Here is a 20,323-nt window from a genome sequence, read left to right as displayed (position 1 = left end):
ATTATCCTCAGTCCTGCATTTCGGTCTGGCGTTCGACAGGGTCGATCAGCACGGCTTTCTGCTGGCGTACCAGCAGGTCGAGAATTTCATCCTGGCGCTCGCCAAGAATCCCGTTGAAGCTGATGCCACTGGATTTGGTCGGCGCGAGCATGGACACGCGGTACAACTCGACGCTCAGCGGCGAGTCGATGGCCAGCGGTCCGCTGCCATTGCCGGCCAGTTCACCGCCGACCACGATCAGCGACACCTGGGCGTCGAACGGGTCGAGCTTGATGTCCCGGTCGGTGTCGCTCAGGTCCTTGATGTGGCCGAAGACACCGGTTAGGCCGTTGGCCATGGCGAGGTTTTCGTAGAGGCGAATGTTCACGCTGTTACGAATCCGGATGCCGTGGCGCTTGTTGCCCATCACCTTGTTGCCCCACAGCAGATTGTCGGCACTCTCGTAGAGGGTGATGCCGTCGGTGTGGTTCTTGTAGATCTCGTTGTAGGCGATCAGGTTGTTCACGCTGTTACGGTCGATCACCAGGCCCGACAACTTGTTGTCGTAGCTGCGGTTGTTGAAGATGAAGCTGTCGTTGACCTCACGGGAAATGATGATCCCGTGCTTCTTCTTGGTCCCGTGTACGGTGTTGTCCGCGATGATCAGGCCGTGGGAACGGTCATGCGGGTCAATGCCGTAGACGATGTTGTCTTTGTAGGTGTTGCCCTTGACCACGAAGTCGCGGGTTTCGTAGCAGTAGAAGCCGTACCACATGTCCGAGAACTCGGAGCCGACGATCCAGCCGGTCGGTTCAGGGCGCTTGAGCACCTTGGCCATGTTCGGCGTGTACTGGGAAATACTCACGCCGTAGGACTTACTGTTGGCGTAGCCGAAACTGGCGATCTTGCTGTTGGCGATGTAGGTCTCGGTGCCGCCCCAGGACAGCAGGAACGGACGGAATTCCTTCGGCGTCTTGAACAGCGCCGGGCCGTTGTTCTTCTCGCTCCACCCAGTGATTTTGGTATCACGCACGAACAACTGGCCGTCGTTGACCATGAACGCACCGGCCTCTTGGGACAGACGCAATTCCTGGGTTTGCTGGTCGATTTCGAGGATGCCCTTGCGGCCAACCACGATCGGCAACTTCGCCAGGTACACGCCTGGCGAAGGCTCGCTGATGTACTTCGGTTCTTTCTTGGCCAGGTCCTTGAGGTTCATGTAGCCGTCGTCGACGAAGATCGCCTGCGGGATGCCGTGCTGACGCACTACCCACTCGGCCATCTTGTTGTCGCCGCCGATGAAGTCCTTCAAGGCGTCTTCCTGCATCATCCGGCGCACGCTGGCCTTGCCCGGTTTGGTGCGCACCACTTTTGCCGCGATGGCTTCGGCGGTGTAGCCGGACGTGTCCGGCAGCGTCGGCTTGGCCAGGTTCAGCGGCTCGGTCGGTGCGCTGCTGACGGTGTAGGTCTTGGCTTGTTGCAGCCCCTTGGCCAGGGTGCTCGGTTGGCCTTTTTGCACAGGCACCACCGGCTCCGCACTGGCGAAGGCGACCGAGCTGGCCAGCAGCATCGCGCCGGCCAGCAACGAGATCGAACCTCTCTTCGGATAGGTCATGTCGGGCACTCCTTTGGCGGCTCGCATCAGAAGCGCCAGATCACGTCGATGAACGCGCGGTGCATGTACGAATCGACTTCTTTGCCGTAGGCATCGCCGGGCTTGAACACACCGCCACGGAAACGCACCAGGGCCGAAGGCTCATCGATCGACTGGCTCAAAGCGGCAGGCAACAGCCCTTGCTTGAAGTACTTGGTGACCACCAGGTCCATTTCCTGACCGAGGTCCTTGTTGCCATCTTGCAGCGGCAGGGAGGTGCTGGAGAGGATCGCGCCGGTGGCGTCGTCGGTGTTGTTCTCGACGGCGTTGATACCGTTGCTGCCCACCGGCTTGCTGCCGTCCACACGCCAGAACTTGTGGTACACGAGGCTGGCGTCGTATTCGTCGTTGAGCATCCACGAACCGAACAGGGTCGCGGTTTGCATGTTGTTCATTTCGCCGCGGAAGGCTTCGCCGAAACGGTGAACCCGCGAGCGAGTACCGGTGTAGTTCGAGCGGTTGCTTTCCAGGCCGTTCTGTTGGTAATCGGCGCTGGCGCGGGCATAGGCTGCACCGACTTGCCATTGCGGATCGAGGCGCAGGCGCAGGCCGACATCGGTGGCCCAGCCGTTGAGGTCTTCACCGGTCTTGGCTTCGGTCGGGCGGGTGCCATCGGCGTTGAGCGCGTTGACCGTGTCGGTGTCGCCGCTCATACCGGTGATGCTGCCCCAGTAGTTGACGGTGTTGGTGTTGCGCCAGTTGTAGGCGTCGCTGTCGGCGGTGAGGCCGAGCCAGCTGATGTCGCCATTCTGTTTCTTGTCCAGCGAGTCGCCGGCTACACCCGGTTCCGGGTAGTCGAGCTTGCCGTCATCGTGGGTGTGATGACCACGGATGCCGACCCAATTGCCCGGGGTCCACTGATACGCCGCATCGGCGTAGGCGTGCAGGCGATCCTTGTCTTTGGGCGCCAGTTCTTTCAAGTCGGTGCGGTATTCGCTGAAGCGTTCGGCAACACCGGCGTTGGCGCGCAACAGGGTGGTGTCGAAGGTCCAGTTCAGGGCTTCGATGTTGGCGTCGCGGAACTGCCCGTCTTCATTGCGCAGGCGTTGACGACCGAGCTTGAGCATCTCGCCAGGGTATGGCGTGAGGCCGCTGTAGCCGACCCAGAACTCGCGCATGGCCAGGTAGTTTTTCTTCGACTTGCGATCACCGTTATCGGTGGCCTGAGTGGTGTCGTCGGCCTGTTGCAAGGTGTCGGTTTCGATGATGTCGGTAGACGTCACCGCCTGACCCATCGCATAAGCGCTCCACGCGCCGCTTTCACCGTAGACCCACGGACGCAGGTCGAGGCCCAGGCCATTGACGTCGCCGCCCTTGGCTGTACCGAGGTCGGCGTCGTCTTCAGACTGGCCGGTGACTTTCACTTCAAGACCGTAGTTCTTGGCTTCGGTCATCGCTGCCAGGGTCGGACACGACCACAGCAGGGCGAATGTCAGGCCAATACCGGCCTTCACGAATGGATTGAGCTTCATAGTGTTTCCTCGCCGTCTTCTTCTTGCAGGGCATGCAAATCCAGCTTGTTCTGGCTCGAGGAACCACGAACGGCCTGTTCTTGTTTCAACAGGCGTTGGGCCTCGGCGAGCTGGGCAGGCGGCAGTTGGGCTTCGAGTGTTGTCGCAAGCTCATTGGCTTGCGGGGTGTCCTGAGCCTTGGCCAGCTGGCTGAAGACGTAAGCGTTGACCGGGTTGGGCTTGGTGCCCTTGCCTTGGGAAAACAGCTGGGCGATGGCGAAGTCGGCGCTGTTCTGGCCGTTGCGCGCAGCGGTCAGCAGGTGATCCAGAGCCTTCTGGGAATAGACCTTGCCCAGGTAGCCACGACGGTAAATCTGGCCGAGGTAGTAATCGGCGGCCACTTCCCGGCCCACGGCTTTCTGGAAGTGTTCTTCGGCGACCTTGGCGTCGGCCGGCACCCATTTGCCTTCGTAGTAGAGCTTGCCCAGCAACAGTTCGGCGCGGGGTTGATCCGCGGCGCGACCGTTGTCCAGGTACTTCATCATTTTGTCGACGTCACCCAGTTCCGGGAAGTCGTAGAGCAGTTGCGCCAGGCTGACCCAGGAAGCGGGGTAGCCAGGGGCGATGTCTTCGAGCAGGGACTGCGCGGTTTTCTCGTCGGTCTTGCCCAGGGTCGCATCACCCAGGACGCGAGCGACGCTGTCGACGCGTTGAGCGCTAACGGTGCCGCGAGTGTGAGCGGCTTGCATCTGCTTGATCAGCTCGGCGGTTTGCTCTGGCTTGGCTTGTTTCTGATAAACCGTGGCCAGCTCGACGTAGCAGATGTCGGTGGTGTTCAACGCGGCTTTGCAGATGGTTTCCACTTCGTCCAGGTGCTGGTCGTAAGTGCCTTGGGTGCGATAGAGCAGCACTTGGGCCAGGCCCGCTTCCGGCTTGCCTTCGGCGCGCCACTTACTGATTTGCTGCTGGGCGTTGACGTTCGGGAAACTGTGCGGGTATTGCAGGTACAGCATCGCCAGCGGAATCAGCGTGTTGCCTTCGCCATTGGCGCCGGCTTTTTTCAACAGGCCTTCGGCTTCGTGCTGTTCGGCTTCGGTGGAACCGGGCTTGGCCACCAGCAGGCGACCGAGGCGAGCCTGGGCTCGCGGCGAGACATCGACCGCGGCGCGGTAAGTCGCCTCGGCCTGTTTCATCTGCGCCGGGTCACGGCTGTCGACCTGGATATCGGCGAGGCCAACCTGTGCTTCGCTGTAGCCCAGGTCTGCCAGTTGCTGGTAGTTCTGCTGAGCCAGCGCGGTGTCGCCGCGCTTGAGCGCTTCGTTCGCCAGGCGTTGGTCGGGCAGGCCGGCGCAACCGGCCAGGGCAATTGCCATGGCCAGCGTCAGCGGGACCGGCAGGATTCTGAGTGGGCTCGTCACAGGCATGTCCTCTGCTTAAATACCGGCGGCCATGGCTTTGTCGATCAGCCAGTTCAGGTTCGGGCCACGATTGCTGTTCACTTCCACCGGGCGACCGGCGAAGGTGCTGTTCAGCGGCTCGTCAGGCTTGATCTGGACGCGGATGTCGGAAGACAGGTCGGCACTTTTCAGGCTGGTGCTGCTGACGATCTTGCCGGTGCGAGTCTTGTCTTCGCCGGCGATTTCGAAGGTCACCGGTGCGCCTGGACGCACGTCGGCGAACTGGCGATAAGTGAAGCGTGCGTCGATGTTGGCTTCGCTGTTACGCGGCACCAGGGTGAAGATCACGTCGCCCTTGCTGGCGTACTGACCGTTGGCAACCAGTTGCTGGGCCACGGTGCAATCGCACGGCGAGGTCAGGGTGCCGGTCATTTGCTTGCCGAACAGTTCTTCAACCTTGGCCGGTTGCAACTGGTCTTCGTCCAGATGGCCCTTGAGGACATCGAGCATGCTGGTGCTGAAGGTCGCCAGCGGGGCGCCTTTGGCGGCGATGCCGTCGTCTTTGATCAGGCTCTGCACGGTGCCGTCGCGGGGCATGGTGATGTTCATGCCCGGGACGCTGACGATGCCGGCCTGTGCATGGCTGACGAAGTACATGCCGTACACCGACTTGAAGATGAAACCGAACGCCGCGAGGCCAACGAGGAAAATCGCGAAGCTGAAGGTCACCGCACGCAGACGACCGAACGGGGTCATGCCGTGGCCGCCATCCTTGACCTTGCGCGCCTTGGTGAAGTTGTCGCGCTGCAGGGTCGCCAGCACTTCACCCATGCTGACGATGTCGCCGGCCAGGTGAGAGGTGATCAAGTGACGCAGGGTCGAGATGTCTTGCGATTCCAGGTTCTGGAACTGGCAACCGACGCGACCGGTCGGGCGATCGAAGGAGCGGACTTGCAATTCCACGTCCATGGCCAGGCCAAGGTTATCGATGACGAATTGCAGGCGAGCCTTGTACACCTCACCGATTTTCAGTGGCAACTGACCGGCGTTGAACGCCAGGCCGCCAGCGGACAGGTCGATGACCCGGGCATCTACCGGAGTCCGGTCAGGGCCGAAGAACCGCAGCTTGGCCGGGATTTTCACTCGGGCATGTTGGCGCTGGGCTTCGGATTCGTGCACTACGTTGGCGTTGACGGCGGTATTCATAGGGGCAATGTCCTGGTTAATTCAATAAGGGGGCGGTCAGACCATCATCAGCAACACGGCGACGAAAACGCTGCCGGCGGAGAAGGTCATGGTCCGAGACGACCAGGTGTTGAACCAACGTTGAAAGCTGGCGAGATCACGGGTCAATTTGGTGTCCTGGCGAGTCCAGGATTGTTGGTCGAGGCGGAAGAACACGTAGATCTTCACCAGCGCGCCGACGATCTGGTTGTAATAGAGAATCATCGGGTAGGCCGGGCCGATCCGGTGACCGGAGCACGACAGCAGCAAGGTCAGGATCAGGCGGGTGAGGCCGATCCACAGCAGGTACGCGAGGATGAACGCGGCGCCGTACTTGAAGCTGGCGATGATCGCCACCGTCAGGCCGAGCAAGGACGTCCACATCGACACACGCTGATCGAACAGCACTACCGAGGTGAACAGGCCTAGGCGTTTCATCCCCAGGCCCAGAGCGCGGGAGTTCTGGCGCAGGTTGTTGCCGTACCAGCGGAACATCAGTTTGCGGCTGGCCTTGATGAAGCTTTTTTCCGGCGGGTGTTCCACGGTGTGGATCGCCGCGTCGGGGACGTAGAAGGTGTCGTAGCCCAGGCGCATCAGGCTGAACCAGCTCGACTTGTCGTCACCGGTGAGGAACTTGAAGCGGCCCAGGCGCCAGTGTTGCAGCGAGTCGCTTTCCACGTCGGCGATGAAGTCCGGGTCAGTCACCACGGTGGCGCGGAATACCGACATCCGTCCGGTCATGGTCAGCACGCGCTTGGACAGGGCCATCGAGCACATGTTGATGTGGCGTTGGGCGAAGCGCAGTTTGTGCCATTCGGCCATGACGTAGCCGCCGCGCACTTCGCAGAACTCGTTGGTGGTCAGGCCGCCGACATTGCCGAACAGCTGGAACCACGGCACGGTCTTGAGCACGACGCCGGGAGCGAGCACGGTGTCGCCATCGATCACTGCAACCACTGCGCGGTCATCCGGCAGGTGGCGGGAGATGGCGCGGAAACCGTAGGCCAGGCCATCGCGCTTGCCGGTGCCGGGAATACGCACGAAGTCGAGCTTGACCCGATCCGGCGGATTCATCCGGGACCAGAGGCTCTTGACCAGCTTCTCATCGGACATTTCCACGATGGAGCAGACCATGGTGGTCGGCAGGCCGCAGTCGATCGCTTCGCGAATCACCGAGGCGTAGACCTGGGCGGTGGTCAGGGCGTCGATGCGGAAGCTGGTGACCATCAGGAACACATGGGACGGGTCTGCCGCTTTACCCAGCTTGCGCACTTTGCGCCGCAGGTGCGGGTAGACCACGTACAGGAACAGCATGCCGCGAAAAAAGTGCGTGGCACCCATCGAGTAACGCCAGATCCCGATGAAACCGATCAGGAAAATGAAGTCCTTCGACTCGGAGTCGAACGTGGACGAAGGCAACGCCATGGCGATGCCCATCAATAAACTTAGGTAAAACAGCCAACCGGCGGCCTGAAGTAGGCCGTGCTTTAGCCTGTGCATAATCTGCATCCGTCTCTATCTCGGGCGAGCCTGTTGGGTGGCCCGATGGGGTTAAGGCAGGCGAAAGTCCGGCCGGGGGTTGAAATCCCCCGGCCGGAAAATTGACTTACCAGCAGATGCCTTCGGTGCGACCGGTGACGCTGGTGGCTTTGGACATGAAGCCGACCAGGTCGATCACTTGCTTGCCGTGTGGAGCCTGTTCCGCCAGGGCGCGGAATTTCTCGTCACGGTTGCCGAGGATGATCACGTCGGAGTTGTTGATCACGTCGTCGAAGTCGGAGTTGAGCAAGGACGAGACGTGCGGGATCTTCGACTCGATGTAATCCTTGTTCGCGCCGTGGACACGGGCGTACTCGACGTTGCTGTCGTAGATGCTCAGGTCGTAGCCCTTGCCGATCAGCATTTCCGCCAGGTCTACCAGTGGGCTTTCGCGCAGGTCATCGGTGCCGGCCTTGAAGCTCAGGCCCAGCAGGGCGACTTTGCGTTTGTCGTGGCTGGAGACGATGTCGAACGCGTTCTGCACTTGCGACACGTTGCTGCGCATCAGCGAGTTGAGCAGCGGCGCATCGACGTCCAGGGAACCGGCACGGAAGGTCAGGGCACGCACGTCTTTCGGCAGGCAAGAGCCGCCGAACGCGAAGCCTGGACGCATGTAGTACTGCGACAGGTTCAGGGTTTTGTCCTGGCAGACGACTTCCATCACTTCACGACCATCGACGCCGACTGCCTTGGCGATGTTGCCGATCTCGTTGGCGAAGGTCACCTTGGTGGCGTGCCACACGTTGCAGGTGTACTTGATCATCTCGGCGACGGCGATGTCCTTGCGGATGATCGGTGCGTCGAGCTCTTCGTACAGGGCTTGCAGCACGTCGCCGCTGGCCTTGTCGAATTCGCCGATGACGGTCATCGGTGGCAGGTCGTAGTCGGCGATCGCGGTGCTTTCACGCAGGAACTCAGGGTTGACCGCCACACCGAAGTCGACGCCGGCTTTCTTGCCGGAGCAGTCTTCGAGAATCGGGATGACAACGTTTGCGACCGTGCCCGGCAATACGGTGCTGCGAACCACGATGGTGTGGCGGGTGGTCTTGTCGCGCAGGACAAAACCGATCTCGCGGCACACGGCCTCGATGTAGTTCAGTTCCAGGTCGCCGTTCTTCTTGCTCGGCGTACCGACGCAGATCATCGACAGGTCGGTGTCGCGAATCGCTTCGGCGAAGTTGGTCGTGCCGCGCAGTTTGCCCGTCTCGATACCCTTCTGCAGAAGCTCGCCCAGACCCGGTTCAACGATCGGCGATTTGCCGGCGTTGATCATATCGATCTTGTCTTTGGCCACATCGACGCCAATGACGTCATGGCCACGTGCAGACAGGCAACCGGCACATACTGCACCGACGTAACCCAAACCAAATATGCTGATGCGCATCGCATTTACCTCTGTAATTATCAAGCCATTAGATGGCCGGAGTTAATGGTGTTCAGCGGTCGTAGTGCACTCGCAAGTGCAGCCTTACAGGCGCCACAATGCAGCGTGCAGGCATACTAAGTTCCGAGTGACTAAATAAGTGCACTCAAGATGTGCGCAACTAGGCCTTATTATTGTGATGTGCCCTGTTATGCATCCTGTCCCCTGTTCAGGGGGCGTTGGTGCAAAGGTCTTGCGCGCTCAATGCCAGGCGTGAGGCCCGTAAATCAAGCGGTTGGGTGCTCGGGAGAGCACGTTTATAGGGGCGCTGCCTTGGCCGTATAGGGGATAGTAATGGTGCGTATCTCCTGTCCTATATGTCTTGCCCAAATAAGAGGCCATTAAGCAGAAGTTAGTGTGACAACTTGGCTACATGGTTCTCGTCTCTGCGTAAGTTATCTCCTACACATTCAAGAAGAATCGTTACCGGTGGTATGAGCGACGCATTTGGACATAGTTCCTGTCCGCCCATCGCGAATTCTGAAATTTCTTGAAATATTGAGAAAGATGGCACTGCTTTCAAACTGATAGCACTTGCCGTTTGGCCCTTTATATATAGGGTGATTATCGAATTGGATGGGTAAGTGCCACTATTGTTAAAAAATGTCAGTGCCACTACTGAAAAAAATCACGATTGTCGAGTGAAACAAAAGTTAGAAATCGCAGTGATGTATTTTTGGCGCCAATGAACTGGCGAAACAGGCGGGGAATTGTTGGACGATCAAACAGCGCGCACGACCGGCGGTCGTGCGCCGAAAGTGTGCATTACTCGGGAGCGTGATCGCGCAAGAACACCAGATTGTCCGGCTTGGACTGTTCGGCGCTGTAGCGGTAACCCTGGACATCGAATTGCTTGAGGTCGGCCGGGTCGTTGATGCGCTCTTCGATGACGAAACGGCTCATCATCCCGCGAGCCTTCTTCGCATAGAAGCTGATGATTTTGTACTGGCCGTTTTTCAGGTCCTTGAAATCGGTATTGATGATGCGCGCGTTCAGGGCGTTGCGTTTGACCGCCGAGAAGTACTCGTTGGAGGCCAGGTTCAGCAGCACGTCGTCACCTTGATCGGCCAGCGCTTCATTCAGCCATTCGCTGATCCGCGTGCCCCAGAAGGCGTACAGGTCCTTGCCACGGGCATTGGCCAGCTTGGTGCCCATCTCCAACCGATACGGCTGCATCAGGTCCAGCGGGCGCAGCAGGCCGTAGAGGCCGGACAGCATGCGCAAATGCTGCTGGGCGTAATCGAAATCGGCTTCGCTGAAGGTTTGCGCGTTCAGGCCGGTATAGACGTCGCCCTTGAAGGCCAACAGCGCCTGCTTGGCGTTTTCCGGGGTGAACGCAGGCGTCCAGCTGCCGAAACGCGCGGCGTTGAGTCCACCGATCTTGTCGGAGACGTGCATCAACTCGCTGATCTGCGCCGGCGTAAGGTCGCGCAGTTGCATGATCAGCTCCTGGGAATGGTCCAGGTATTGCGGCTGAGTGAAGCGCTGGGTCGCCGGCGGTGTTTCGTAATCGAGGGTCTTGGCGGGGGAAATCACCATCAGCATGAAGTCGTCTCCTTTAATCGTGGGGGCGATTCTAGGGGGTTGTCCGTGTTGACTCCAGCTATCAAGTCCATAGGTGATCGGTGGTTTACACAGATGATCGTTCCCACGCCTTGCGTGGGAATGCAGCCAGTGACGCTCCGCGTCACCGCCAAAGCGGACGCGGAGCGTCCGGGGAGGCGTTACCACGCAGAGCGTGGGAACGATCATGTCGGCGGGATCAGCTATAGTGCCGCGCGGGTTTTGTTATGGAGACATCCCATTGCGTATCGTTCTTTTATTCTCGGCCTGGCTCTTGAGCTTCGGTGCCCTGGCGGCGCCCGGTGATGTGGCAACGTTGGACCGCAGCACCTGGCCGGAACAGCTCACCAGCCCGACCCTGTTCGACGTCGCGTCCCGCGCCGAAATCCTCATGTTCGCCCGGGTGCTGCTGGCCAGCGAATCCCTGGATGAAGCGGGCCTGGCCCAGCGCCTGGGCCTGCGCACGATCAATCTGGACTCGATCAACAGCCTGCGCGCGCGCATGTGGCAGCGCTTGTTGACCAACTACAACTTCGCCCAGCAGAGCTGCGATCAGGATGCGTCGTTCTGTTTCCTGGTCGAAGACCTGCCGACCCTGCGCGAGCAAGCGGCCAAGTTCGTGGTCAGTGACGACAGCTTCTATATCAAGTGGTCCGAGCCGAGCCGCCTGTTTCACGCCCAATACCTCGACGAGCAGTTGCGCAAGGCCGCGCTGTTTCCGCAAACCAGCAGTGAAGTCGATCGTTTTGGCGACTATGAGCGCAACGGCGACGAGATGCATGACCGGCTGTTTCTGCTGACGTTCGACAGTGCCGCCAATGCCGGGCCGGACAACACCGGGTGGGTGACCGAGTACCTGCGCAAGTCGAACATGAATGGCACCTTCTTCGTGCTTGGCAAGGATATCCAGGCGCGGTTGGCCGATCGTTCGGTGGCGAGCCTGCAAGCCATGTATTCGCAGCAATGCCTCGGCGTGCAGGGCTGGGAGTTCCGCTCCCACAGCCATTGGCAGGATTGGCAGGACTCGGTGCGGCGCAGTGCCGATCTGGTCAAGAGCAAGCTGCCGGAGAACTACGTGCCGCTGTTTCGTCCGCCCGATGGTCAGCGGCGTTCCGATGCCCAGGGCTTCTTCGAGTCCCAGGGTTTGCAGGTGGCCTTGTGGGACATCGATCCCCAGGACGGCGCCGGCAAGCTCAAGGGCGCTCAAAGCGCGCAACGGGTGCTGACCCTGATGCTGTTATGGCGCCACGGCGTGATCAATTTCAATGTGAAGCAGGATGCGCTGAAAACGTCGATGCCCTGGCTCATTACGCAAACGACGCAAAGCGGGATCGGTTGGGAAGACTGTCAGGACGCGTTTCGCTGAAATCGTGAAAAGCCCGGAAACGTTGGGGCTGAGGGCAGTGTGGGGTGATTTCGGGAGGAATTTCGATGCAGGCGGACTTCCGACTTTAACGGCACAATGCCTGCACGCCAAGGGCTATTCGTCACTCTGAAAAATAAACTTCAAAAAAACGTCAAAGTGCTTTTTTCTGTCATGGGTTTTGGAGTATTACGAAGACAGACCGCCGAAACCTGCAACACAGGTGGCGTCTTCCAAGACCCAACTTGTTCGCAGTTCACTTGAATTCTCGCAGGTGAATTCGGTGGCCACTTCGAGGCGCAGCACTGCCAAGGTATTGCGTCGAATGGCTCCCACAAAGGTGACCGAGTATGGATGATCACGGACGTAGTTCTTCTTCCAACCAGCCAATCCTTTATGTACTCGATACCAACGTATTGATTCACGATCCAAACGCCCTGCTTAACTTCGAAGAACACCACGTTGCGATCCCGATGACCGTGCTTGAGGAGCTGGATAAGCTCAAGAGCGGGCATCACAGCGTTGCGGCCGAATGCCGTCAGGCGATCCGCCTGATCGACAAGACCCTGGGCGATGCCAGCCCTGAAGACGTCGAACTCGGTGTGCCGATCCAGCGCGGCAAGAGTGGGCCCAAGGGTTTGCTGTCAATTCTGATGAGCAAGCGCGCCGAGCCGAACATCATCTTGCCCGAGCACCTGAACGACAACATCATCATCAACCAGTTGATCGACCTGCACGCGCGCGAACCCAAATTGCCTGTGGTGCTGGTGACCAAAGACATCAACATGCGCCTCAAGGCCCGGGCGTGCGGGATTGCGGCCGAGGACTACAGCACCGACCAACTGGTCGACGACGTATCGTTGCTGCCTAACGGCTACCACAACATGACCGGCTCCTTCTGGGACCTCGTGAGCAAGGTCGAAACCCGTCAGGATCATGGCCGCACCTGGCACCAGGTGAAGCTGATCGACAACCTGCCAGCCGTGCATATCAATGAATTCATCATCGACGAACAAGGGTTTGTCGGCTGGATCAAGGAGATCGAGGAAGACCGCCTGCTGATTCTCGACCTGCATCAGGAACCCCTGTTGCACCAGGAAGCCTGGGGCCTGAAACCGCGTGACATCTATCAGAGCCTGGCGCTGTACGCGCTGCTTGATCCGGACATCCACCTGGTCAACCTGTCCGGCGCGGCCGGTTCCGGTAAAACCATCCTGGCCCTGGCCGCTGCCATCGAGCAGACCATGGTCAGCAAACGCTATCGCCGCATCATCGCCACCCGCAGCGTGCAGGGCCTGGACCAGGAAATCGGCTTCCTGCCCGGCACCGAAGCGGAAAAAATGGAGCCTTGGCTGGGCGCCATCACCGACAACCTCGAAGCCTTGCACATGGATGACGAAAACACCCATGGCAGCGTCGACTACATCCTCAGCAAAGTGCCGTTGCAGTTCAAATCCCTCAACTACATCCGGGGTCGCAGCTTCCAGCAGAGCCTGATCCTGATCGATGAATGCCAGAACCTCACGCCGCACCAGATGAAAACCATCATCACCCGTGCCGGCGCCGGTTCCAAAGTGGTGTGCCTGGGCAACCTGGCGCAGATCGACACCCCTTACCTGTCCGCGACCAGCTCCGGGCTGACCTACCTGACTGAACGCTTCAAGGATTTCCCTAACGGTGTGCATATCACCCTGCAAGGGGTGCCACGTTCGATCCTGGCCGAATACGCCGAAACCCATTTGTAACCGCTTCTCCCGAACCGGGCGGCCCAACAGCCGCCCGGTTTTTTATGCTCTACCCAAAACCCTTGTAGGAGCGAGCGGTGCCATTCATCAAATAATCAAACGTGCGGAAAATTGACCCGCAGGTTTACAATCGACGCTCCTGATCAGGAGTAACCCTGTGCTGACTCATCTCGATTCCCAAGGTCGCGCCAACATGGTCGACGTCACTGAAAAAGCCGTGACGTTCCGTGAAGCGACCGCCCAGGCGCTGGTGCGCATGCAGCCCGAAACCCTGCAAATGATTGTCAGCGGCGGTCATCCCAAGGGTGATGTTTTTGCCGTGGCGCGTATCGCCGGCATTCAAGCCGCGAAGAAAACCAGCGACCTGATTCCCCTGTGCCATCCGCTGATGCTCACCGGCGTCAAAGTTGAACTCAGTGCCGAAGGCGCCGATACCGTGCGCATCGTCGCCCGTTGCAAGTTGTCCGGGCAGACCGGCGTCGAGATGGAAGCCCTGACCGCCGCCAGCGTTGCCGCATTGACCATCTACGACATGTGCAAGGCCGTGGATCGTGGCATGACCATCGAAAGCGTGCGACTGCTGGAGAAGCTTGGCGGCAAGAGCGGGCATTTCCAGGCGGATCCGTCATGAAGGTCACGGTGAAGTTTTTCGCCCGTTACCGTGAAGCGTTAGGCATGGATTCGGTCCAGGTTGAAGGCGATTTCGCCACGGTGGATGACGTGCGGGCGCTGCTGGCCCGGCGCGACGGTGCCGAAGTATTGAGCGAGCAGAACCTGATGTGCGCTCGTAACGAAGACCTTTGCCAACTCGATGAGCCAGTGATCGACGGCGATGAAGTGGCGTTCTTTCCCACCGTGACCGGGGGCTGATCATGGCGATTCGCGTGCAGTCCACGGCGTTCGATCCGGGCGCTGAAGTCAATGCCATGCACGCTGCCAATGTCGGCGTCGGCGCGGTGGTGAGTTTTGTCGGCTATGTGCGCGACTTCAATGATGGACTGGATGTCGCGGGGATGTTTCTCGAGCATTATCCGGGCATGACCGAAAAGGCCCTGGGCAAGATTGCCACGGAGGCCGAGCAGCGCTGGCCGCTGCTCAAGCTGGAAGTGCTGCACCGCATCGGCGCCCTGGAACCGGGTGAGCCGATCGTCTTCGTCGGCGCCGCCAGCGCCCACCGCCAGGCCGCATTCGATGCCTGCGCCTTTGTCATGGACTACCTGAAAACCCGCGCGCCGTTCTGGAAGAAAGAAAACACCAGCGATGGACCGCGCTGGGTGGAAGGGCGGGACAGCGATCATGCGGCGGCGGATCGCTGGAAGAAATAATTCGTCAGCCTGATCGTGATCGTTCCCACGCTCTGCGTGGTAATGCCGCCCGGGATGCTCCGCGTCCCTGCTTCTGTTGTGACGCAGAGCGTGGGAACGATCAATCTCCCCTGATTCATTTCCCGACCAGAGATACGGCAGCGGCGTGCGCACGCGATTGACGATTTATACATAAAAGTCCAGTATGGAATTCAAAGTACAAAAACAGCATTCCCCGTTCCAGCTCTTTCTTCTGTCTTGCCAAACCAACAACAACCCGCGAGAGAACGAACATGAAGAAATTCCCCCTCATCACCGGTCTGGCCTTGAGCCTGTTGGCGTGCAGCACGTTGTTCGCCGCCGAGAAAACCCTGCGTATCGGCATCGAAGCGGCGTATCCGCCGTTCGCATCCAAAACCGACAAAGGCGAAATCGTCGGGTTCGACTACGACATCGGCAATGCCCTGTGCGCGCAGATGAAGGTCAAGTGCACGTGGGTTGAAGGTGAGTTCGACGGTCTGATTCCTTCCCTGAAAGTGAAGAAAATCGACATGGCGCTGTCGTCCATGACCATCAACGAAGATCGCAAGAAGTCGGTGGATTTCACCCACAAGTACTACTTCACTTCGTCGCGCCTGGTGATGAAGGATGGCGCGGTGGTGGATGACCAGTACGCCAGCCTCAAGGGCAAGAACGTCGGTGTGCAACGGGCGACCACCACCGACCGTTACGCCACCGAGGTCTTCGAGCCCAAGGGCGTCAACGTCAAGCGCTACAGCAACAACGAAGAGATCTACATGGACCTGGCCGCCGGCCGTCTCGATGCGATTTTTGCCGACACCATTCCGCTCAATGACTTCCTGTCGATGCCGCGTGGCAAAGGTTATGCGTTTGTCGGGCCAGAGCTGAAAGACCCTAAATACGTGGGCGAGGGCGCCGGGATTGCGGTGCGCAAGGGCAATACCGAGTTGGTCAGCGAACTGAACGCGGCCATCGACGGCATTCGCGCGAATGGCGAATACCAGAAGATTTCGGATAAGTATTTCAAGTCTGACATCTACGGCGATTGATCGACCGCCTTCGCGGGCAAGCCTCGCTCCTACAGGTTTTGTGTCGTCCACGAACAACATTGAACCTGTAGGAGCGAGGCTTGCCCGCGAAGAGGCCCGCTCAAACACCACACATCCAAATGCCTAACCCTTCAATTCCTTCAAATGCTTGTAAACAGTCGCCCGCCCCATGTTCAGCACATTGGCCACATAGTTGGAGGCGCTTTTGCCCTTGAACGCGCCTTCGGCGTGCAACGCCAGCACCAGCTCGCGCTTGTGATCGCGGGTCAGCACATTCAGGCTCAACTGACGCTCGCGCAGCCAGGCATGCAGGAAGGTGTTGATCCGCTCCTGCCAGTCATCGCGAAACAATGAGTCCGGTTGCGGGATCAGCTTGGTCGGCGACAGGAACAAATCCAGCGCCGCCTTGGCATTTTCAAACAGCGAGATATTCAGGTTGATGCACAGCACCGCCAGCGGATGGCCGTCGCTGTCGCGCAGCACACTGCTGAGGCTGCGAATCTTCTGACCGTCCCAATTAAGCTTTTCGTACGGCCCGATGTTTCGTTCGCTGACCTCCTCGCTGAGCATGTCCTCCAGTGACGAGTCATCACCGATTTCCCGTTTCGACAGGTTGTTAGCGATGTAATCGACTTTTTGCGTGCGCAAATCGTGCAGCACCACCTCGGCATGAGGAAAGAACAGCGTGGCGATGGCGTCGGCGATCGCCCGGAAGTTGTCCAGGGCCGGGTCTTGTTCAGGTGCATTCATACAGGGAGCTCCAGGCAACGTCAGCGCCCCATCAAACAGGGCGCTGGAAGTTTGCCGCAATCGGGTCGACGCGTCACTCAAGTCCGCAGCTCAACCCAGGCGAGCCGGGGAGAGCATCGCGGCATCCAGGCCAAATTGGCGCAGTTGCTCCGGCAAGGCTTCACCGCGCACCAGCGCCGCACTGGCCTGGCCCATGGCCGGTGAAGTCTGGATGCCGTAGCCACCTTGCGCGGCGACCCAGAACAGCCCCGGCACCTGCGTGTCGAAGCCGGACAGCAAATCACCGTCGGCCACAAAGCTGCGCAGGCCGGCCCAGGTGCGGGTCGGGCGGCGGATGGACAAGGTGGTGGCTTCTTCGATCTGGTAAATACCCATGGCGATGTCCAGTTCTTCGGGCTGTACGTCGTGGGGTTCCACCGGGTCGGCGTTGGCGGGCGAACCAAGGAACATGCCGGCGTCCGGCTTCATGTAGAAGGATTCGTCGAGCGCCACCAGCATCGGCCAATGGTGGATGTCCACGCCCTCGGGCCCGGCGAAAATGAAGGCCGCCCGACGCTTTGGTTGCAGGCCCAGTGATGCGGCGCCGGCCAGTGCACCGACTTTGTCGGCCCAGGCGCCAGCGGCGTTGATGATGACTGGCGCGGTGAACGTTTGCCCGCTGGTTTGCACGTGCCACTGGCCGTCAGCGTCACGGGCCAGGCCCAGCGCTTCGCTGTCGGTATGGACTTCACCTTTATTGCGCTTGATCCCACGCAGATACCCCTGGTGCAAGGCATCGGTGTCGATGTCACTGGCGGTCGGGTCGTAGATCGCGCCATGGACTTTTTCCCGGCGCAGGATCGGCAGGCGCGCGCAGGCTTCATCGGCGCTGAGCAGTTGCATCTGCGGCACCGTGGCTTTGGCGCTCAGGTATTGATTGTTCAGCTCGGCCGGGTCGCCGGTGAAATCCACGGTCATTTCACCGCGTGGGGTCAGCAACGGGTGATCGCAGAAACCGGCGGGCGGGGCGTCGAAGAAGTCGCGGCTGGCCTGGGTCAACGCACGCACTTGCGGCGTGCCATACGCGGCGGTGTACAGCGCCGCCGAACGTCCGGTGGAGTGATAGGCCGGATGGGTTTCACGCTCCAGCACGATGACGCGTGCGTGCTGCGACAGCCAGTAACCGGTGGAAGCGCCGGCAATCCCGCCGCCGATGATGATGAAGTCTGCCTGGCTCATGAACGTCTCCTGAAAAGGCGCAAATAATGTGTGTGCGGGGCGTGGTCAGTGCTGGAGTTGGTAGAGAGCATTGGCCAGGGCAATGTCTTCCAGGCCCAGGCCGATGGAGCGGAAGAACACATGGCGCTCGTAACTGGGGCGCTGGACTTTTTCGCTGAGCAGATCGGGCAGGTCACCGACGATCACGCGCTTGTCCCAACCATGCTGCTCACCGGCAATCAGCATTTCACCCGCCGAGCCCGGGGTGGTCTGACGATAGTCGCAGAACACCTGCATGTCGTTGAGGCTTTGGGGCGGCACTTCGTGGGCGCGGGGTGCGTTGGTGCTGATCGAGGTGATCAGCGCCGGTTTGCTGAGGCTGGACGGATCGATCACCGGCCCTGCTGACGAGGTGCAGAGCATGATCACGTCGGCGTCGTGAATCGCCGCTTCGCGACTGTCGACGAGGGTCAGTCGCGGGTCGAGGTTTTGCAGATTCGCCCGTGCCTCGGCATTCAGTTCGCTCAAACCTGGCGAGAACAGGTTGATGCTCTGCCAATCCCGCAGGTTCTTGACGTAATGCAGGTGCGCTTGGGCGATTTTGCCACTGCCGATAATCGCCAGGCGCCGGGCTTGCAGCGGAGCGAGGGCGTCGACCGCCACGGCCGTAGTCGCGGCGGTGCGAGCGGTGGTCAGTTCACCAGCATCGCAGAGCAACAGCGGCTGTCCGGTTTGCATCGACATTAACAGCGTCCACGCCGTGACCAGCGGACCCTGTTCGCGCACGATATAGGGCGACGTCTTGACCCCGTAGACCCCATCTTCCGCCAGCACGCCCAGGTAGTTGATGAAGTCGCCAGCGCCTTGGGGGAATTCCACCAGTTGCTGCGCCGGTTGCACGGCTTGTCCGACAGCCAGGTCGCGGAACAGCTTGCGCAGAATTTTCGGCACGTCGATCTGAGCCAGCAGCTCGCGAGCCTGAAGTTGGTTGATCACGTAGGGCGTACTGGACATGCTCGGCTCCGGGTGCTGAAATTAAACTAATTTGTCTATTATGGACTTTTAGTTGTTTCGAGCAAGCGGCTGTTGAAAGCCGGGCGAAAAAAAAGCGCAGTCCGTTGCCGGCTGCGCCTCTTTTAGTGCGTCCCGGGTTACGGGCGCTTGCGCTCAACAGCTCGCAACAGATGCGTCGGTGGCGTTTCACAGCTGATTTTCTTGCCCAGCAGCGCCTCGATGGACGGTAGCTGGTAGGAGTCATCTTCCCCAGCGAAGCTGATGGACACACCATCGGCGCCCGCACGGCCGGTGCGACCGATGCGATGCACGTAGTCGTCCGGGACTTCCGGCAGGGTGAAGTTGATCACATGGCTGATGCCGTCGATGTGGATGCCGCGACCGGCAACATCGGTGGCCACCAGCACGCGGATCTTGCCTTCGCGGAAACCTTCCAGGGTCTTGATCCGCTTGTGCTGCGGCACATCGCCGGACAGCTGCGCGGCGTTGACGCCATCGCGCACCAGGCGTTCTTCGATGCGCCGCACTTCATCTTTGCGGTTGGCGAAGACCATCACCCGCTCCCAACCGTTATCAGTCACCAGGTTGTAGAGCAGCTTGTACTTATCGGCGCCGGCCACGGCGTAGATGTGTTGCTCGACGTTTTCGCTGGCCACGTTCTGCGCTTCGATCTCGACGATCGATGGCTCGGTGGTCCATTGCTTGGCCAGGTTCATCACGTCTTCGGTGAAGGTCGCGGAGAACAGCAGCGTCTGGCGTTCGTTCTTCGGCGGGGTCTGGCGAATGATCTGGCGCACTTGCGGGATAAAACCCATGTCGAGCATGCGGTCGGCTTCGTCCAGGACCATGACTTCGACCATGTCCAGGTGCACGTCGCCGCGCTGGTTGAAGTCCAGCAGACGGCCCGGGGTGGCCACGAGGATGTCGCAGTGACGGGCTTCGAGGTGCTTGAGCTGCTTATCGAAGTCCATGCCGCCGACGAACGTCATGACGTTGAGGCCGGTGTACTTGGTCAGGTCGGCCGCGTCCTTGGCAATCTGCACCACCAATTCTCGGGTCGGCGCGATGATCAGCGCCCGCGGTTCACCCATGTAGCGTTCCTTGGGCGGCGGGGTTTCCAGCAACTGGGTGATGATCGAAATCAGGAACGCGGCGGTTTTGCCGGTGCCGGTCTGGGCGCGACCGATGGCATCTTTGCCCGCCAGGGTGAAGCCCAGGACTTGCGCCTGGATCGGCGTGCAATACGGGAAGCCGAGGTCCTGGATGGCGTGCATCAGTTCAGGGGCGAGCTTGAAATCGTGGAAACGGGTTTTGCCTTCCATGGGCTCGACGGCGAAGTCTTCGAGTTTCCAGGGAATGACCGGGGCTTTTGGCTTGGGTTCGCGACGCGGTTTTGCAGGTTTCGGGGCTTCGGCGAGCGGTTGCTCGGCAACGATTGCCTCGACAGGTGGGGCGGCCGGTGTGGTCACAGGCTCTTGTTTCGGTGCCGCTGCGGCTGCGGTCCGGCCAGGCTGACGACCGTCGGTGCGGTGGCTGGGGGTGTGAGACGGAGCGCTGGCGACTGGCGCGAGCTGCTCAGTCTCGCTTTTACCGAACATTTTTTTGAGTGCTTTGAGCACGGTCATCTCATCAATTGGTTAAGGAATGTAC

The 20,323-nt window shown here is 59.9% G+C and carries 17 protein-coding genes; 6 read left to right on the top strand and 11 right to left on the bottom strand.

The window, feature by feature from the left end; all coding sequences use genetic code 11:
* Nucleotides 1-7: 7 nt before the first annotated feature.
* The 7 genes from algG to yaaA form a co-directional block, all read right to left on the bottom strand.
* On the bottom strand, nt 8-1,594 hold the full coding sequence (gene algG / locus HKK52_RS15315; RefSeq protein ID WP_169371514.1) for a mannuronan 5-epimerase AlgG: 1,587 nt from the start codon (nt 1,592-1,594) through the stop codon (nt 8-10).
* Nucleotides 1,595-1,620: 26 nt separating this feature from the next.
* Nucleotides 1,621-3,105, bottom strand: coding sequence for an alginate export family protein (locus tag HKK52_RS15310; protein ID WP_169371513.1), 1,485 nt, complete (start codon nt 3,103-3,105; stop codon nt 1,621-1,623).
* Nucleotides 3,102-4,508, bottom strand: a complete 1,407-nt coding sequence (gene algK, locus HKK52_RS15305; RefSeq protein ID WP_169371512.1) for an alginate biosynthesis TPR repeat lipoprotein AlgK — start codon at nt 4,506-4,508, stop codon at nt 3,102-3,104. Before algK ends, HKK52_RS15310 begins: the two co-directional genes overlap by 4 nt.
* Before the next feature lie 9 nt (nt 4,509-4,517).
* Complete coding sequence (locus HKK52_RS15300) at nt 4,518-5,687, bottom strand: alginate biosynthesis protein Alg44 (protein WP_169371511.1); 1,170 nt, start codon at nt 5,685-5,687, stop codon at nt 4,518-4,520.
* 36 nt (nt 5,688-5,723) lie between these two features.
* On the bottom strand, nt 5,724-7,205 hold the full coding sequence (alg8, locus tag HKK52_RS15295) for a mannuronan synthase (protein WP_429513745.1): 1,482 nt from the start codon (nt 7,203-7,205) through the stop codon (nt 5,724-5,726).
* A gap of 106 nt (nt 7,206-7,311) precedes the next feature.
* Nucleotides 7,312-8,628, bottom strand: a complete 1,317-nt coding sequence (locus HKK52_RS15290) for a nucleotide sugar dehydrogenase (protein ID WP_169371509.1) — start codon at nt 8,626-8,628, stop codon at nt 7,312-7,314.
* Between the two features lie 804 nt (nt 8,629-9,432).
* Nucleotides 9,433-10,212 (bottom strand): peroxide stress protein YaaA, encoded by a 780-nt coding sequence (yaaA, locus tag HKK52_RS15285; RefSeq protein ID WP_169371508.1) that lies wholly within the window; start codon nt 10,210-10,212, stop codon nt 9,433-9,435.
* Between the two features lie 259 nt (nt 10,213-10,471).
* Between yaaA and HKK52_RS15275 the strand changes: the two genes are divergently transcribed.
* The 6 genes from HKK52_RS15275 (at nt 10,472) to HKK52_RS15250 (ending at nt 15,712) form a co-directional block, all read left to right on the top strand.
* On the top strand, nt 10,472-11,596 hold the full coding sequence (locus HKK52_RS15275) for a polysaccharide deacetylase family protein (protein WP_169371506.1): 1,125 nt from the start codon (nt 10,472-10,474) through the stop codon (nt 11,594-11,596).
* Between the two features lie 347 nt (nt 11,597-11,943).
* Nucleotides 11,944-13,338, top strand: coding sequence for a PhoH family protein (locus tag HKK52_RS15270; RefSeq protein ID WP_054049712.1), 1,395 nt, complete (start codon nt 11,944-11,946; stop codon nt 13,336-13,338).
* A gap of 157 nt (nt 13,339-13,495) precedes the next feature.
* Nucleotides 13,496-13,969 carry a cyclic pyranopterin monophosphate synthase MoaC gene (gene moaC, locus HKK52_RS15265; protein ID WP_169371505.1) on the top strand — a complete coding sequence of 158 codons (474 nt, stop codon included), beginning with the start codon at nt 13,496-13,498 and terminating at the stop codon, nt 13,967-13,969.
* A complete protein-coding gene (locus HKK52_RS15260) occupies nt 13,966-14,208 on the top strand; it encodes a MoaD/ThiS family protein (RefSeq protein ID WP_169371504.1) in 243 nt (80 codons plus the stop codon). Before moaC ends, HKK52_RS15260 begins: the two co-directional genes overlap by 4 nt.
* Before the next feature lie 2 nt (nt 14,209-14,210).
* Complete coding sequence (gene moaE, locus HKK52_RS15255; protein WP_169371503.1) at nt 14,211-14,663, top strand: molybdopterin synthase catalytic subunit MoaE; 453 nt, start codon at nt 14,211-14,213, stop codon at nt 14,661-14,663.
* 272 nt (nt 14,664-14,935) lie between these two features.
* On the top strand, nt 14,936-15,712 hold the full coding sequence (locus HKK52_RS15250) for an ABC transporter substrate-binding protein (RefSeq protein ID WP_169371502.1): 777 nt from the start codon (nt 14,936-14,938) through the stop codon (nt 15,710-15,712).
* A gap of 123 nt (nt 15,713-15,835) precedes the next feature.
* Here the strand turns inward: HKK52_RS15250 and HKK52_RS15245 are convergent, their stop codons facing one another.
* The 4 genes from HKK52_RS15245 to rhlB all read right to left on the bottom strand — a co-directional run bounded on the left by HKK52_RS15245 (nt 15,836) and on the right by rhlB (nt 20,298).
* On the bottom strand, nt 15,836-16,462 hold the full coding sequence (locus HKK52_RS15245) for a helix-turn-helix transcriptional regulator (protein WP_169371501.1): 627 nt from the start codon (nt 16,460-16,462) through the stop codon (nt 15,836-15,838).
* Nucleotides 16,463-16,552: 90 nt separating this feature from the next.
* Nucleotides 16,553-17,680, bottom strand: coding sequence for an NAD(P)/FAD-dependent oxidoreductase (locus tag HKK52_RS15240; RefSeq protein WP_169371500.1), 1,128 nt, complete (start codon nt 17,678-17,680; stop codon nt 16,553-16,555).
* A gap of 45 nt (nt 17,681-17,725) precedes the next feature.
* Nucleotides 17,726-18,673 (bottom strand): ornithine cyclodeaminase family protein, encoded by a 948-nt coding sequence (locus HKK52_RS15235; RefSeq protein ID WP_169371499.1) that lies wholly within the window; start codon nt 18,671-18,673, stop codon nt 17,726-17,728.
* A gap of 137 nt (nt 18,674-18,810) precedes the next feature.
* Nucleotides 18,811-20,298 carry an ATP-dependent RNA helicase RhlB gene (gene rhlB / locus HKK52_RS15230; protein WP_169371498.1) on the bottom strand — a complete coding sequence of 496 codons (1,488 nt, stop codon included), beginning with the start codon at nt 20,296-20,298 and terminating at the stop codon, nt 18,811-18,813.
* Nucleotides 20,299-20,323: the final 25 nt, after the last annotated feature.

The organism is Pseudomonas sp. ADAK2 (assembly GCF_012935755.1).
Classification (GTDB): domain Bacteria; phylum Pseudomonadota; class Gammaproteobacteria; order Pseudomonadales; family Pseudomonadaceae; genus Aquipseudomonas.
The sequence above is the reverse complement of the archived record's forward strand: the minus strand, read 5'-3'. Positions and strand labels throughout refer to the sequence as shown.

Coding starts and splice junctions, on each gene's coding strand:
- moaE (WP_169371503.1), top strand. CDS start 14,211: ATGGCGATTCGCGTGCAGTCCACGGCGTTCGATCCGGGCGCTGAAGTC.
- HKK52_RS15270 (WP_054049712.1), top strand. CDS start 11,944: ATGGATGATCACGGACGTAGTTCTTCTTCCAACCAGCCAATCCTTTAT.
- algG (WP_169371514.1), bottom strand. CDS start 1,594: ATGACCTATCCGAAGAGAGGTTCGATCTCGTTGCTGGCCGGCGCGATG.
- HKK52_RS15290 (WP_169371509.1), bottom strand. CDS start 8,628: ATGCGCATCAGCATATTTGGTTTGGGTTACGTCGGTGCAGTATGTGCC.
- HKK52_RS15310 (WP_169371513.1), bottom strand. CDS start 3,105: ATGAAGCTCAATCCATTCGTGAAGGCCGGTATTGGCCTGACATTCGCC.
- rhlB (WP_169371498.1), bottom strand. CDS start 20,298: ATGACCGTGCTCAAAGCACTCAAAAAAATGTTCGGTAAAAGCGAGACT.
- HKK52_RS15235 (WP_169371499.1), bottom strand. CDS start 18,673: ATGTCCAGTACGCCCTACGTGATCAACCAACTTCAGGCTCGCGAGCTG.
- HKK52_RS15245 (WP_169371501.1), bottom strand. CDS start 16,462: ATGAATGCACCTGAACAAGACCCGGCCCTGGACAACTTCCGGGCGATC.
- algK (WP_169371512.1), bottom strand. CDS start 4,508: ATGCCTGTGACGAGCCCACTCAGAATCCTGCCGGTCCCGCTGACGCTG.
- HKK52_RS15240 (WP_169371500.1), bottom strand. CDS start 17,680: ATGAGCCAGGCAGACTTCATCATCATCGGCGGCGGGATTGCCGGCGCT.
- yaaA (WP_169371508.1), bottom strand. CDS start 10,212: ATGCTGATGGTGATTTCCCCCGCCAAGACCCTCGATTACGAAACACCG.
- HKK52_RS15250 (WP_169371502.1), top strand. CDS start 14,936: ATGAAGAAATTCCCCCTCATCACCGGTCTGGCCTTGAGCCTGTTGGCG.
- HKK52_RS15260 (WP_169371504.1), top strand. CDS start 13,966: ATGAAGGTCACGGTGAAGTTTTTCGCCCGTTACCGTGAAGCGTTAGGC.
- alg8 (WP_429513745.1), bottom strand. CDS start 7,205: ATGCACAGGCTAAAGCACGGCCTACTTCAGGCCGCCGGTTGGCTGTTT.
- HKK52_RS15300 (WP_169371511.1), bottom strand. CDS start 5,687: ATGAATACCGCCGTCAACGCCAACGTAGTGCACGAATCCGAAGCCCAG.